The organism is Nocardioides sp. dk884, assembly GCF_009557055.1.
Taxonomy (GTDB): Bacteria; Actinomycetota; Actinomycetes; order Propionibacteriales; family Nocardioidaceae; genus Nocardioides.
On sequence record NZ_CP045649.1, the window covers coordinates 827,139 to 841,599 of the forward strand.

Here is a 14,461-nt window from a genome sequence, read left to right on the forward strand (position 1 = left end):
ATCTCGCACGGCGACCCCCCGGTCCCTTGAATGTCTGCACGCAACAGGAGAGTCGCATGTCCGCCGAGAAGATCACCGCCGAGAAGCGCACCGAGTTCGGCAAGGGCGCCGCCCGCCGGATCCGCCGCGAGCACAAGATCCCCGCCGTCGTCTACGGCCACGGCGCCGACCCGCTGCACGTGATGCTGCCGGGTCACGCCACGATGATGGCGCTCAAGCACCACGGCTACAACGCGCTGCTCGAGCTCACCATCGACGGCGACACCCACCTGGCCCTGACCAAGCAGGTCCAGATCGACCCGATCAAGCGCGTCATCGAGCACGTCGACTTCGTCGCCGTCGTCCGCGGCGAGAAGGTCACCGTCGACGTCCCGATCATCGTCACCGGTGACGCCAAGCCCGGCACCCTGGTCGTGACCGAGGCCTCGAGCATCCAGCTCGAGGCGGAGGCCACCCACGTGCCCGAGCAGATCGAGGTCTCGGTCGAGGGCGCCGTCGCCGGCACCCTGATCACCGCCGCCGACCTGCCGCTGCCCCAGGACGTCTCGCTGCTCGTCGACCCCGCGACGCTGATCGTGAACGTGACCGAGCAGGTCAGCGCCGCCGCCCTCGAGGCCGACCTGGAGCAGGCCGAGGCCGAGGCCGGCATCGAGAAGGACGCCCCCGAGACCGAGGCCGCCGCCGACTCGGAGTGACCTCCGGGCACCACTGAACACGCACTCCTACGAAGGGCCGGGACTCCGTGACCGACGCACCCGTGTGGCTCGTCGTCGGGCTGGGGAATCCCGGCCCGACGTACGCCGGGCACCGCCACAACATCGGCTACCTCGTGGTCGAGGAGCTGGCCTCCCGGATGGGGTCGTCGTTCCGCGCCCACAAGTCGGGTCGCGCCGAGGTCGTCGAAGGACGACTCGGCGCGCCCGGCCGGCCCGGCCCGCGGGTCGTGCTGGCCAAGCCGCGCTCGTACATGAACGAGGTCGGGGGCCCGGTCAAGGCGCTCGCCAGCTTCTACAAGGTCGACCCCGCGCACATCGTCGCGATCCACGACGAGCTCGACATCCCCTTCGACACGATGCGGGTCAAGCTGGGCGGCGGCGACAACGGCCACAACGGCCTGAAGTCGATGCGCTCCTCGCTCGGCACCGGCGACTTCCACCGGGTGCGCGTCGGCATCGGCCGCCCGCCCGGACGCCAGGACGTCGCCGACTTCGTGCTGTCCAACTACTCCGCCGCCGAGCGCAAGCTGCTGCCCTTCGGTGTCGACTCCGCCGCCGACGCCGTCGAGTGCCTCGTGACCGAGGGGCTCGAGCGCACCCAGCAGAAGTTCAACTCCTGACCGCGCCGCCCGTGCGGGCGGTGCTGGTCGACGCGGCGACGCCGGGGTCCGGCTGTCCCGATAGGCTCCGGGGCGTGAGCTTCGACCCCGGAACCCCGCCGCCCGCCGCCGCCACCGACGACCACGTCCTCGCCACCTGGCTGGCCGAGGCCGCCGGGCGCCGCCTCCTCGAGGTGCGCCAGGAGGGCCTGGAGGGCCGGGAGCTGAAGGACGCCGGCGACCGCGCCGCCCACGAGCTCCTGATGAGCCTGCTCGCCGAGCACCGTCCTGGCGACGCCGTGCTCTCGGAGGAGGGCAAGGACGACAAGGAGCGCCTCACCCAGGACCGGGTGTGGATCGTGGACCCGCTCGACGGCACCCGCGAGTTCTCCGAGGTGCCACGCGAGGACTGGGCGGTGCACGTGGCACTGTGGGAGCGCAACGCCGACGGAGGCGACCTGACCGCGGGCGCCGTCGCGCAGCCCGCCCTGGGGGAGACCTTCCACACCGGCGCCCCGCCGGTGGTGCCCCCGTCGACCGCCCCGCGCCCGCGGATCGCGGTCTCGCGCAGCCGCCCGCCGGCCTTCGTGCAGGCGCTGGCCGCGGAGCTGGACGCCGAGCTGGTCCCGATGGGCTCCGCCGGGGTCAAGGTCATCTCGGTGGCCCGCGACCTCACCGACGCCTACGTGCACGCCGGCGGCCAGTACGAGTGGGACTCCGCCGCCCCCGTCGCGGTGGCCCGCGCGGCCGGGCTGTTCACCTCCCGCATCGACGGCACGCCCCTGGAGTACAACCAGGACGACGTCTACCTGCCCGACCTGATCGTGTGCCGGCCCGAGCTGTCCGCGCAGATCCTGGACTTCATCGAGCGCCACGGGGTCACCTCCGCGGGCTGAGTTCGCCCAGGGCGGGCTCGAATCGCCGCGGTCCGCGGGCCCGGCCATACTGGCGCCATGTCCCGTGACCTCCGGCACCCGCGCCCGCGCGCTGGCGTCGTCGGCCGCGCCCGGTGAGGCCCGCGCGCCTCATCGGGTCGCTGGCCACGGCGCTCCTCGCCGTCGCCGGGCTCGGCTGGGCGGGGTCGCAGACGGTGCTGGCCGGCCCCGAGCCGGTCCCCACCATCCAGCAGCCGTACGTCGTGGCGCCCGCGCCCACGACCGCGCAGAGCCCCGTGGTGCCCCCGGACCAGCCGGTCGGCGTACCCCAGCTCGACACCGCGTGGTTGACCCGCACCGCCGAGCAGGCCGGCATCCCGGCCACGGCGCTGCGCGCCTACGCCACCGCCCAGCTCTCCGTGGGCCGCACCTGCGCGTTGGGCTGGACGACCCTGGCCGGGATCGGCTGGGTGGAGTCCCAGCACGGCACGATCGGCGGCCGCACCCTGGGCGAGGACGGGCACTCCTCCGCGCGCATCCTGGGCCCCGCCCTCGACGGCGCGGGGGACTTCGCGGCGATCCCCGCGACGCCGGACAGCTCGCGCTGGCACGGCAACGACCGCTGGGACCACGCGGTCGGCCCGATGCAGTTCATCCCCTCCACGTGGAAGACCTGGGCCGCTGACGGGGACGGCGACGGCGTCGCGGACCCCAACGACCTCGACGACGCGGCGCTGGCGGCGGCGCGCTACCTGTGCCACGACGAGCGTGACCTGACCTCCGGCGACGGCTGGTCGGACGCGGTGTTCTCCTACAACCACTCGCGCCAGTACGTCCTCGACGTGCACGCGGCGGCGACGAGCTACGCCGAGCGCACCGCCTGACCCGGCCGGTCGCGCGACCCGCTCAGGCGTCGACGCGCCAGCCCACCGAGTTGGCCAGGCCGACCGCGGCGAGCTGGGAGGAGACCCCCAGCTTGGAGAGGATCGACTTCACCTGGGTGCGGACGGTCGCCTCGGAGATCACCCCGAGACGGGCGATCTCGCGCACCTGGTGTCCGGCGATCAGGTGACCGAGGACCTGGCGCTCGCGCGGGGTCAGGGAGTTCAGCCTGCCGCGCACGTCCTGCTGGCTCGCGCGCTGGTCGCGCCAGGCCTTCAGCAGGTCCTCGCGCTCCTGGGGGTCCTGCACCTGCAGGCCCTGGCTGAGCCGGCGCACCACCGAGAGCACCTCGTTGAGCGGACGGGTCTTCGACACCACGCGGCGCGCGCCGTTGGCCAGGCACTCGCCCCAGCGGGCCCGGTCGTCGGAGGCGGTGACCACCACGACATTGATGCCCTCCTTGGCCATCGGGGTGATCAGGCGTACGGCGTCCCCCAGCGGGCCGAGGTCGAGGTCGAGGAGCAGGATGCGCGGGCGCAGCCGGGACACCGCGGAGACCGCCGCGGCGGCGGAGGCGATCTCGTTGACGCCGACCCGGCGCACGTCGTACCCGTCGATGGACAGCGCCACCTCGAGGGACTCGGCGAACAGGTGGTGGTCCTCGAGGATGACCACCCGGGTGCGGCGGCGCGGCTGCTGCTGGAGGTTAGGCAACGTCGCTCTCCTCACCGGCTCGCTCGAGACCGATCACGAAGGAGGCCCCGCCCCGGTAGTTGCGGTCCAGGCGCAGGCAGCCGCCGTCGGCGTCGAGCAGGGTCTGGGCGATGTTGAGACCGATCCCGCTGCCGGCGGACTCGGGGCGGCGCGCGCCCCACTCGAAGATGGAGTCGGCCAGGTCGGGCTGGACGCCCGGGCCGTTGTCGCAGACCCGGATGAGCACCCGGTCGCGGGCCAGGGAGGACTGGATCTCCACGGTGCTGCCGGGCGCATGGGCGGCGGCGTTGGTGAGCAGGATGTTGACGGCCTCGCTCAGGTGATCGGGGACCGCGCGGCACCGCAGCCCGCTGGGCTCCCAGTGGATCGTGCGCCCCTGGGTGCGGTGGGCGGTGACGAGCGGGGCGAGGATCTCATCGACGTCGACCACGGAGGCACCCTCCACCAGCGGCTTCTGCAGCAGGCGGGTCAGGCGGGCCGTCTCCTGGGCGACCATGTGGCCCAGGGAGGCCCGGGAGCGCAGCGCGGGACCGGCGCCGCCGGCCGCGGAGGCTCCGGCCGGCGCGCTCTCGTAGCCGTAGTCGCCGGTGAGCAGCTCCACCGCCGAGGCGATGCCGGCGATCGTGCCCTTCACCTCGTGCAGCTGGGCGCGGTCGGCGCGGGCGCGGTTCTCGATGGCCCCCAGCGAACGGCGCAGGTCGGCGATCGCACGCAGGTCGTCGCCGATCGCCGCGCAGAGCAGGGCGAAGGACGCCGAGCCGACGGTCGCGGTGGCGATGAACCCACAGACCAGCTCGATGGCCGGGGCGGCGACCGGCGCGCCCTCCAGGCGGCCGGCGGTCAGGGACATGATGAAGAGCAGCAGCCCGATCTGCAGTCGCAAGGCCGCCCACCGGGGCAGCGGCACCCGGGCCAGGCCGGCGACGATCGGGAGGCTGAGCAGGACCAGCGCGATGGCTCCGACGAGGCGTCCGGCGGTGGAGAGCGGCAGCTCCCACCCGCTTTGGGCGACCGCGACGTGGGCGCCGCTGAGCACCACGCCGACGGCCAGGCCGAAGACGGCCGGGTCGGCGAAGACGGGCACGGTCTCGGAGAAGCCGAGGGTGATCGCGACGATCGAGACGACGACCAGGTCGGAGGCGAGCACCCAGGCTTCCTGACCGGTCCCGCTCCCACCGGTGCGCAGCGCCGCCAGGGCCAGCACGTGCGCCGCGATCACGATCGTGCAGGCGGTCAGCCAGGCGACGGGGCGGCTGTCGGTGATGCGCCAGTGCAGGTAGAGGAAGAGCGCCGAGACGATGAGGGCGGGCGCGAAGACGAGGCTGGACGCGACCGCGAGCCGGTCGAGCGTGCCCCACCGGGTCGTGGCCCCGATGAGGATGAGTGGCACGGCGAGGAGCGCGCACACGACCAAGGCGCCGCCCCACCGCGACGAGCTGATCGCACTGGTACTACCTGATGACACTCCGACCCCCCGCGCCCTTACCTGTGTGCCGTGGGGTCAGGACGACCCCACGGTTCTCCCTCCCGAGAACGAACCTCTGTCTGTTCGCCGGGCCGATGCTTGTGTTCCGCGTCACGGTCAACACCAAGGATCGCCTCCGCTTACCTGTTATTGGTGAAGAACGGACGGAGTGAAACCGCCAGCGGCGCAACATTTACCTTCCGGGGAAGGTCGCGGGGCCGCACACGCGCGAGCCTGCGCCGCCGCGCGAGCGCGCGCGAGGGGCCGAACCAGGGCGCGGCGTCCCCAAATTCAGGGCACTCGGAGCGGCGACGGCACCGCCGTCACCCGCCGCTCCGGACGATGCGGCCATGCCCGTTCCCGACCGGCCGGCCCGGTTGTCCGTGAGTCGTCCCCTCCTCGATCCGGAGGGCGCGCGATGAGCAGCGTCCTGGTCGTCTCCGACCAGATGCTGATGGCGGAGACGATCCGGGCAGCACTGGCCACCCAGGGGTGGGACGCGCGGGTCGCCCGCTGGCCGGAGCGCGAGGGCGGACTCGTCCCGGTCCCGCCCGGCACCTCGCTCGGCGTGCTCGTGAGCGACCTCGAGCCCACCGCCCGCCTGGAGCGCGCGCAGCGGATCCTGGCGGCCTGGCCGGGCCACTGGCTGGTGCTCACCGGGGCGCCCCGTGGGCCCCGGTGGGGGGCCGCGCTCGACGCCGACGCCCTCGGGGTGCTGAGCGCCGACATCGGTCTCGAGGAGCTGGCCGCCGTGCTGCAGCGCGCTCTTGCCGGGGTACGCCCGATGGACCCCGCCGAGATCAACCGGCTGCGCCACGCCTGGCGTGCGGTGCTGGCCGAGCAGCGCGAGCTGGCCGAGCGCATGCGCCGCCTCACCCGTCGTGAGCTCACCATCCTCGGGTTGCTGTACTCCGGCGGCAACGTCGCGGCGATCGCCGCCCAGCTCGGCGTCTCCGAGGCGACCGTCCGCAGCCAGGTGCGGGCCGTGCTGCGCAAGCTCGCGGTGAACTCCCAGCTGGCGGCGGTGGCGGCGTACGCCTCGCTGGTGGAGGAGCGACGGCCCCCTGGCGGCGGTGGCGGCACTACCCAAAATCCGGGAAACGCCCACGCGGTCCAGCGGCCGTGACGACCGCGATGAACCAACCTTCCCCTTGTCCCCGCCCGCATCCCTGGAGGCCACTCGTGAGCTCGTTCGCCGACGCCCAGGCACTCGACCCGGAGCAGTTCTCGGCTGCCGCGGTCGAGGCGGTGGCCGGATCCCTGACCGACGTCACGGCCGAGGCCGGCGCGGGCGCCGGGGTCGCCGGGCGCCGCAGTCACGCGGCGCTCGCCGCGGGCGGTGAGGTCGTGGGTGTCCTCGGGGCGGGCGCGGTGGCCGCGGTGCTCTTCGGCGGGCATCCCTGGGTGGCGCTGGTCATGGTCCTGACCGCGGCGATCGGTGTCGTGGCGGCGGCCAGGGCCTCGGCCCGTCGCGGCTGGCTCGACGCGCCCGGCACCGGGCGCGCGGCGCTCACGGTCCTGCTGTCCGGGGTCCTCACCTCCTGGGGGATGGGCTCGACCGAGGTGGGGCCGGTCCTGGGGCTGGTCGCCGTCACCACGGCGACCTCCGTGCTCCTCCGCGGCCTGGTGCGACTGGGGCGCCCGCCGTTGCGGGTCGTGCTCGCCGGCGACGCCGCCGTCGTCGCCCGCACCGCGCTCGGCTGGCGGATGCGCGGGGATGTGGAGGTCGTCGGCGCGGTGATCGTGCCCGACGAGGACCGCGAGCCCCGCGCGCTGGACACGATCGTGCCGCTCCCGGTCTCCACCGACCCCTGGGCCGCCGCGGCCTGGCGCGCGGACACTGTCGTGCTGCTTCCCGGCGGCGCGGTCGGTCCGCAGACCCTCGAGCGGCTGTGCTGGCGCCTGGAGTCCAGCACGGTGCGCATCGCCGTCGCCTGGGACGGCCTGCTCGACGCCGTAGGTCGCCACCGCGTGCGGACGGGCTGGTCGGGGAACAGCCCCTTCGCGGTCGTCGACCGCAGCCGGGCGCCGCTCGCCGTCCGCGGACTGAAGGCGGCGCTCGACCGGCTGGCCGGTCTCGCACTGCTCGGGCTCGCGGCACCGGTGCTGGCCTTGCTGGCCCTCGTGGTCCGTCTGGACTCCCCGGGCCCGGCGTTCTTCCGTCAGGTCCGGGTGGGCAGGCACGGCCGCCCGTTCACGATGTACAAGCTGCGCACGATGACCACCGACGCCGAGGTGGTGCGCGCCAGCATCGCGCACGCCGACCAGGGCGCCGGGGTGCTGTTCAAGATCCACCATGACCCGCGGGTGACGCGGGCGGGCCGGGTGCTGCGGCGCACCTCCCTCGACGAGCTGCCGCAGCTGCTCAACGTGCTCCGCGGCGAGATGTCGCTGGTCGGTCCGCGCCCGGCGCTGCCCGACGAGGTCGCGGCGTACGACGACCGGACCCGGCGGCGGCTGGCCGTGCGGCCCGGGCTGACCGGCCTGTGGCAGGTCAGCGGCCGCTCCGACCTGGGCTGGGAGGAGTCGGTGGGCCTGGACCTGAGCTACACCGACAACGTGACCCTCGGTCGTGACCTGGGCATCTGCCTGCGCACCGTGCGCGCGGTCACCAGCCGGCGCGGGGCGTACTGATGGCCACCGAGGTCCTGCTGATCACCTCCCAAGGCGGTCATCTGGCCCAGCTGCTGACCATGCGCGGATGGTGGAGCGGACGCGACCGGGCCTGGGTGGCACCCGACACCGCGGACGTCGCTGACCGGTTGGCCGGCGAGCGCGTGATCCACTCCTTCTCGCCCACGACGCGCCACCTGCCCAACCTGGTGCGCAACGCGTTCCTGGCGCTCCGGGTGCTGCGCCGTGAGCGGCCCGCGCTCGTGGTGAGCGCCGGCGCCGGTGTCGCGGTCCCGTTCTTCGTGGCGGCCCGGGCGATGGGGATCCCGACGGTGTTCATCGAGGTGTACGACCGGGTCGACACCCCGACGATGACCGGGCGCCTGTGCGGTCCGTTCACCACCCGCCGCATCGTGCAGTGGGAGGACCAGCTGGCCTTCTATCCCGACGCGCGTCTCGTGGGGCCGCTGCTGTGAGGGCCACCGTCCTGGCCCTCGTCGGAACCGACCACCACCCCTTCCACCGTCTCGTGGACTGGGTCGACGCGGCCGCCGTGCGCCACCCCGACGTGCGCTTCCTCATCCAGCACGGTGTCGCGGACCCGCCGCTGGTCGCGGAGGGACACCGGTTCTTGACCCATGCCCGGCTGAGCGCCGAGTTGGCGACGGCCGCAGCGGTGGTGTGCCACGGCGGCCCGGGCACGATCATGGAAGCCCGCGCGGCCGGCCTGGTGCCGATCTGCATGCCGCGCGACCCCGCGTTGGGTGAGCACGTCGACTCCCACCAGCTCCGCTTCGCCCGGCTGGTCGGCACCGCCGGTGTGGTCCGCACCGTCCACCACGTCGCGGAGCTCCAGAGCGCGATCGACACCGCGCTGCTCACCGGACCCCGCACCCGCACGATCCGCACTCTCGAGGAGAGCGTCGCGACCGCCCGCGCCCACGCCGCTCTCGCCGAGGAGCTCGATCTCCTCCTGGGTGCGTCCCGCCGTGCGGGACGCACCGGTTGGCGGCGCCGCCCGCACACGCTTCGTTGATCCGACCCTTCGAAAGGCCCGCCATGCGCCCCACCGCCGCCCTGTCCTCCGGAGGCGCCCCCGGCCCCCGCCGCACCCGGTCGCGTGCGGGTCGGACGCGCCGCGCCCTCGGGGCCCTCCTCGCCGGCGTCGTGGGCGCCGGGTCCCTGCTCGCGATCGGCGTCGCGGGTGCTCCGCAGGCGGTCGCGGCCGAGCGCGACCAGCGCCTGAGCGGGGTCACCTCGCCGATGTGGCAGACCAACAACAACGTCGAGGCGATCGCGGTGTCCAACGGCGTGGTGTACGCCGGCGGCACCTTCACCCGGGTCCGGCCGCCGGGCGTCGCGCTCGGTGGCGCCGGGGAGGTCACCCGCACCAACCTCGCCGCGTTCGACGCGAGCACGGGTGCGCTGGTCACCGGCTTCAACGTGACCCTCAACGGCCGCGTCGACGACATCGCGATCTCCCCGAACGGCTCGCGGATGTACATCGTGGGGATGTTCACCTCCGTGAACGGCCAGACCCGCAACCGGGTCGCGGCGCTCAACCTGCCCTCAGGCACCCTCGCCACCGGCTTCACCGCCAACGCCAACACCACGGTCATGGCGGTCGCGGCCTCGTCCACCGGCCTCTACGTCGCGGGTGACTTCACCACGATCCGCGGCGCCGCCAAGGCGCGGTTCGCCTCGCTCGATCCCACGACCGGGGCGCTGCGGTCCGGCTTCACCGCGGACCTCGACGCCCGTGGACAGACGATCGAGATCGCGCCCGACGGCAGCCGGGTGCTGGTCGGCGGCGAGTTCGCCACCGTCAACGGCACCACCACGGGCGCGGTCGCCTCGGTCGACCCGGGCACCGGCGCGCTGGCGACCTGGGGGGCCAACACCACCCAGCCGATCAACATCAACTGCAAGGCGCGCGTCACCGACATCATCTCCTCGGGGAGCACGGCGTACGTCACGGCCGAGGGCGACCCGCCGGGCTGCTACGAGGGCACCTACGGCGCGCGGATCAGCGACGGCGAGCTGGTGTGGAACAGCACCTGCCTGGGTGCCTCGATGGGGCTGGCCCTGCTCGACGGGGTGCTCTACAAGGCCTCCCACCAGCACGACTGCGCGTTCAACTACGGCGACGCCCGCGGCGGCTACGTCGGCGGCACCTCCCGCGACGAGTTCATCTGGTGGCGCCTGGTCGGGCAGGACGTCGAGGACGGCTCGTTCGTGCACTGGTCGCCCAACACCAACGCCAGCACCGGCACCAGCCCGGTCGGCCCGCGCGTCCTGGCCACCGACGGCTCGCAGATGTTCGTCGGCGGCGACTTCAGCCGGGTCAACAACGCAGCCCAGCAGGGGCTGGCGCGCTTCGCGTCCGGCAACGCCTCGGCGCCGGACAACCCGGCCGCACCCACGGTGCAGGCCAACGCCGCCGGCGGGCTCACCGTGCAGTGGCCGGCCGTCATCGACAAGGACAGCGGCACGCTGACCTACCAGCTGCTGCGCGGCAACACGGTCGTCGAGGAGCAGACCGCCGAGTCCTACCCCTGGAGCCGGCCCACGATGCGCTTCGACGACACCGGGCTCACCCCCGGCGCGACGTACAGCTACCGGCTGCGGGTCAGCGACGGCACCCGGACCAGCGCCAGCTCGCCCTCGGCGAGTGCGACGGTGCGCACCAGCGCCCCACCGGCGTACGCCGACCTGGTGCGCTCGCTCGGCGCGAACCTCTACTGGCGCACCGGGGACACCGGCGCCACGCTCGCCGACAGCGCGGCCGGTGCCGGCTCGCCGGGGGAGAAGGTCGGCGGCGTCGCCGCGAGCCCCGGCGCGATCGCCGGTGACGGCGCGGTCCGCCTCGACGGCGCCACGGGCCACCTCACCTCCCGCGACCCGCTCACGCTCACCCCGACGTTCACCCAGTCCGCGTGGTTCAACACCACCTCGATCACCGGCGGGTCGCTGCTCGCGGTGACCGACGCCAAGACCGGGGTCGGCACCTTGTCGGACCGCGCGGTGACGATGGACAACAACGGCAACGTGGTGTTCTCCGTGCACCAGCCGCCGCGTGCGGGCAGCCCGGACCCGCTCGGGCCGCGGTTGAACAACGTGCGCCTGCAGGGCCTGAGGTTCAACGACGGGCGCTGGCACCAGGTGGTCGCCACCTGGAGCGGCACCACCGCCTCGCTCTACGTCGACGGCATCCTGCTGGGGACCTACGAGGGGACCGCGGGCGGGCTGACCCAGGGCTACCAGCGGGTCGGCTACACCGACCTCACCAACGAGCAGGCGGTCTTCGGGCGCAACTTCTACAACCAGAAGTGGCCGCTGACCGAGCACTTCAACGGCGCCATCGACGAGGTGGCCACCTTCCCGACCGCGCTCACCGCGGCCCAGGTGCAGGAGCTCTGGGCGGCCGGCGTGGCCGGCGGCAGCGGTGGCGCCCCGGCGAACCGTCCGCCGGTCGCGGCGTTCTCGTTCACCACCGACGGGCTGACCGCGACCCTCGACGCGGGGGCGTCGAGCGACCCCGACGGGACGGTGGACTCCTACCGCTGGGACTTCGGCGACGGCAGCACCGCCAGCGGGGCGACCGCGTCGCGCACCTTCGCCGCCGCGGGCACCTACCCGGTGACGCTGGTGGTCACCGACGACGACGGCGCGTCCACCGAGCTGACCCGCTCGGTCACGGTGAGCGCGCCGCTGCCGCCCGCCACCAGCGTCGTCGTCGAGAAGGGCGCGACCTGGGCCTGGCGCTACGCCGCGGGGGCCCCGGCGACCGGGTGGAACGCCACGACGTTCGACGACTCCGGATGGAGTCGGGGAGCCGGCTCGCTCGGGTTCGGCGCCACCGCCACGCTGGGCACGAACATCGACACGTTCGCCACCACGGCGGAGCGGCCGCTGGCGGCGTACTTCCGGCGCAGCTTCACCGTGACCGACGCGACCCGGGCGGTGCGCCTGGACCTGGAGACCGTCGCCGACGACGGGGTGGTGGTCTACGTCAACGGCACCGAGGTGGCCCGCGCCAACATGCCGACCGGACCGGTCACCTCGAGCACCTACGCCACCTCCGCGCGCAACAGCACGGTGGCCAACGCCGCCCCCGTGCTCGTCACGGTGCCGGCCTCGCTGCTGCGCAGCGGCACCAACGTGATCGCCGCCGAGACGCACCTGAACTTCCGGGGCACCCGGGATGTCGGCTTCGACCTGCGCGCGACGCTCACCACCAACCCCTGAGGGCGAGGAAGCTAGATCCCCCGCCCGCGGTGGTGCAGCGTCTCCATCACCCGGTCGGGGGTGACGGCGCGGGCGGCGACGGCCAGGGCCAGCACCGCGCGCGGCTCGACGGGGTTGCGCCGCATCGAGCGCCTCGCCCAGCCCAGCGCCTGGCGACGGTGCCCCATCGCGGCGTGGGCGAAGGCGATCTGGCCGTGGATGCGGGAGGAGCCGCGCGGCGAGCTCTCGAACTCGGGGTAGCGCGCGAGCAGCCAGGAGAGCCCGGCGGCCATCGTCTCCCAGCGGCGGAAGAAGAACGACTGGGTGCCCCAGCGCACCACCGCGAGCGGCTCGGGGACGTTGAGCACCGGGTGGGCGCGCGCGCAGCGCAGCAGCAGCTCGTAGTCCTCCCCGAATCCGCCGGGGATCTCCTCCTCGACCAGGCCCACCGCCCCGCGCAGGGCGGCGGTGCGGGCCAGGAACGTCGAGGGGTGCAGCTCGGTGTGCCGGTCGGCCAGCAGCGCGGCGAAGCCGATCTCGGTCGCGGGCAGCACCCGGTCGTGGGTGTGCTCGTCGTAGGCGACCCGGATGCCGCAGCAGCACAGCACCGCCTCCGGGCGGGTGGTGAGCGCGGCGACCTGGCGCGTGAGCTTGGCGGGCAGCCACAGGTCGTCGTCGTCGCAGAACGCGACGAGCTCGCCGTGCGCGGCCTCGATGCCGGTGTTGCGTGCCCCCGCCAGGCCGGGACGCCGGGCGTTCGCGATGGCGCGCACGCTCACCCGGCCGTCGTCGGCGTCCAGCAGGGGGTCGGGCTCGGAGCGGTCGGCGACCACGACGATCTCGATCGGGCCGGGGTAGTCCTGGGCGCGCACCGAGGCGATCGCCTCGCGCAGCATCTGGGGACGGTCGCGGGTGGCGATGACGACAGTGACCAACGGCGTGATCGGGGGCAGGCTCATGCGCGCTCCGGTTCGGGTGAGGGGTCGGGCTGGTCGGCGGGTTCGGCGCTACGCAGCCCCAGCGCCGCGGCCACCATCAGCAGCGGCAGCCCGTAGGGCAGGGCGCCGTAGTAGAAGAGCTCGACGCTGCCGACCAGCAGTGCGGTGCTGCACGCGAGCCCGACGGGGTCGCGGCGGCGCAGGGTGCCGAGCAGGGCCAGCGCGAACCAGCCCAGGAAGCACACGGTGGCGACCGGCCCGTGGGAGACCAGCACCATCCAGACCTGGCCCTGGGTCCCGACCGGGACGCCGCTCTCGCCCAGCGTGGCGACCGGGGCGCCGTGGCCGAACAGCGGGGAGTCGGGCACCAGCCGGAGCGCCTGCACGTAGAGCGCGGCGCGGTCGTCGGTGCTGGTGGCGTCGGCGCTGCTGCTGAGCCGGGTGCCCTGGCGCTCCTCGACCGGCAGGGCGTGGAACAGCGCCACGGCCACCAGGCCGAGGGCCGCCAGCCCCGCGACCACCGCCACGTGCCGCGCGAGCAGCGCGCGCAGGCCGAGGTACGCCGCGGCGAGGGCAACGCCGAGGAACATGCCGCGGTTCAAGGTGAGCAGCGCCGGCACCGCGGAGACCGGGAGCAGCGCGAGCAGCGGCCAGAACCGGCGCTCGCCGCGCACCTGCCAGAGGTGGACCAGGACGAAGGGCAGGAGCAGGGAGTACACGTTGCCCCAGTTGTTCGTGTAGAGGAACGGCGCGCTCGGGCGCGGGGCGACCTGGAGGAACGAGTCCGGGTTGAACTGGCTGAGCCGGCGCACGACCATGTGGCTCACCAGCTCGTTGCCGAGCAGCGAGTCGGGCAGCACCCGGGCGAGCGGGGTGCGCAGCTGCGCCGTGGGCAGCAGCAGGCCGAGGAAGCCGCCGATCACCGTGTAGACCCACCACAGCGCCAGGCAGCCGCACACGACCCGCTCGGTGAGGCGGTCGCGGGCGTTGTAGACGTACAGCAGCAGCACCGTGCCGGCGACGTACAGCGCAAGGCGGTAGCTGAAGCCGAGCAGGTCGGCGGCCGTGCTCAGCATGATCGCGGACGCCGCGCACCAGACCAGGAACAGCAGCCACACGCCGAGGCCGCGTGGGGCGCGGACGGCGTGGGCGCGCCCCAGCAGCAGCGCCATCACGAGGGCGGCCGGGACCCAGACCAGGTCGAGCACGCCGCCGGCCCACCACAGGGGCAGGCCGGCGAACAGCACCACGACCGGCCAGGCGGGCAGGTCCGCGGCTGCGCCGCGCACCGGAGCGCTGCTCGCCTCGCGGGGACCGCTGGCCGGCAGCGCACGCGTCGGGGAGGGACTCGACATGCTCGGATCCTGGGGCGCGGCCCGGGCCGGAGGTTCCCGCCCGGCGCCGTATACCCCATCTGGGGGATACCGCTCCG

13 protein-coding genes are annotated in these 14,461 nt (G+C 74.0%); 9 read left to right on the top strand and 4 right to left on the bottom strand.

What is annotated here, in order from left to right; genetic code table 11:
• Positions 1 to 56 precede the first annotated feature (56 nt).
• The 4 genes from GFH29_RS04070 to GFH29_RS04085 all read left to right on the top strand — a co-directional run bounded on the left by GFH29_RS04070 (position 57) and on the right by GFH29_RS04085 (position 3,074).
• Positions 57 to 695, top strand: a complete 639-nt coding sequence (locus tag GFH29_RS04070) for a 50S ribosomal protein L25/general stress protein Ctc (protein ID WP_153322159.1) — start codon at positions 57 to 59, stop codon at positions 693 to 695.
• Positions 696 to 742: 47 nt separating this feature from the next.
• Positions 743 to 1,336 (top strand): aminoacyl-tRNA hydrolase, encoded by a 594-nt coding sequence (gene pth / locus GFH29_RS04075; RefSeq protein WP_153322160.1) that lies wholly within the window; start codon positions 743 to 745, stop codon positions 1,334 to 1,336.
• Between the two features lie 74 nt (positions 1,337 to 1,410).
• Complete coding sequence (locus GFH29_RS04080) at positions 1,411 to 2,211, top strand: 3'(2'),5'-bisphosphate nucleotidase CysQ (protein WP_153322161.1); 801 nt, start codon at positions 1,411 to 1,413, stop codon at positions 2,209 to 2,211.
• Positions 2,212 to 2,324: 113 nt separating this feature from the next.
• A complete protein-coding gene (locus GFH29_RS04085; protein WP_153322162.1) occupies positions 2,325 to 3,074 on the top strand; it encodes a lytic transglycosylase domain-containing protein in 750 nt (249 codons plus the stop codon).
• A gap of 22 nt (positions 3,075 to 3,096) precedes the next feature.
• On the opposite strand, the gene GFH29_RS04090 is transcribed toward GFH29_RS04085, so the two are convergent.
• Together GFH29_RS04090 and GFH29_RS04095 are read right to left on the bottom strand one after the other, a co-directional pair.
• Complete coding sequence (locus GFH29_RS04090) at positions 3,097 to 3,786, bottom strand: response regulator transcription factor (RefSeq protein ID WP_153322163.1); 690 nt, start codon at positions 3,784 to 3,786, stop codon at positions 3,097 to 3,099.
• A complete protein-coding gene (locus GFH29_RS04095; RefSeq protein ID WP_153322164.1) occupies positions 3,779 to 5,176 on the bottom strand; it encodes a sensor histidine kinase in 1,398 nt (465 codons plus the stop codon). Before GFH29_RS04095 ends, GFH29_RS04090 begins: the two co-directional genes overlap by 8 nt.
• 493 nt (positions 5,177 to 5,669) lie before the next feature.
• On the opposite strand from GFH29_RS04095, the gene GFH29_RS04100 reads away from it, so the two are divergent.
• The 5 genes from GFH29_RS04100 to GFH29_RS04120 are packed head-to-tail and all read left to right on the top strand — an operon-like array spanning position 5,670 to position 12,112.
• Positions 5,670 to 6,377, top strand: a complete 708-nt coding sequence (locus GFH29_RS04100; RefSeq protein ID WP_153322165.1) for a response regulator transcription factor — start codon at positions 5,670 to 5,672, stop codon at positions 6,375 to 6,377.
• Between the two features lie 56 nt (positions 6,378 to 6,433).
• The gene (locus tag GFH29_RS04105; RefSeq protein WP_228387755.1) at positions 6,434 to 7,885 is read left to right on the top strand and encodes an exopolysaccharide biosynthesis polyprenyl glycosylphosphotransferase; all 1,452 of its coding nucleotides are present in this window, start codon (positions 6,434 to 6,436) and stop codon (positions 7,883 to 7,885) included.
• Positions 7,885 to 8,340 (top strand): UDP-N-acetylglucosamine--LPS N-acetylglucosamine transferase, encoded by a 456-nt coding sequence (locus GFH29_RS04110; protein ID WP_153322166.1) that lies wholly within the window; start codon positions 7,885 to 7,887, stop codon positions 8,338 to 8,340. The genes GFH29_RS04105 and GFH29_RS04110 overlap by 1 nt, the downstream gene beginning before the upstream one ends.
• A complete protein-coding gene (locus GFH29_RS04115) occupies positions 8,337 to 8,900 on the top strand; it encodes a glycosyltransferase (protein WP_153337096.1) in 564 nt (187 codons plus the stop codon). Before GFH29_RS04110 ends, GFH29_RS04115 begins: the two co-directional genes overlap by 4 nt.
• Positions 8,901 to 8,923: 23 nt before the next feature.
• Complete coding sequence (locus GFH29_RS04120) at positions 8,924 to 12,112, top strand: PKD domain-containing protein (RefSeq protein ID WP_153322168.1); 3,189 nt, start codon at positions 8,924 to 8,926, stop codon at positions 12,110 to 12,112.
• 11 nt (positions 12,113 to 12,123) lie between these two features.
• Here the strand turns inward: GFH29_RS04120 and GFH29_RS04125 are convergent, their stop codons facing one another.
• Positions 12,124 to 13,050, bottom strand: coding sequence for a glycosyltransferase family 2 protein (locus GFH29_RS04125; RefSeq protein ID WP_153322169.1), 927 nt, complete (start codon positions 13,048 to 13,050; stop codon positions 12,124 to 12,126).
• Positions 13,047 to 14,384 (bottom strand): O-antigen ligase family protein, encoded by a 1,338-nt coding sequence (locus GFH29_RS04130; protein ID WP_153322170.1) that lies wholly within the window; start codon positions 14,382 to 14,384, stop codon positions 13,047 to 13,049. The genes GFH29_RS04125 and GFH29_RS04130 overlap by 4 nt, the downstream gene beginning before the upstream one ends.
• Positions 14,385 to 14,461 lie beyond the last annotated feature (77 nt).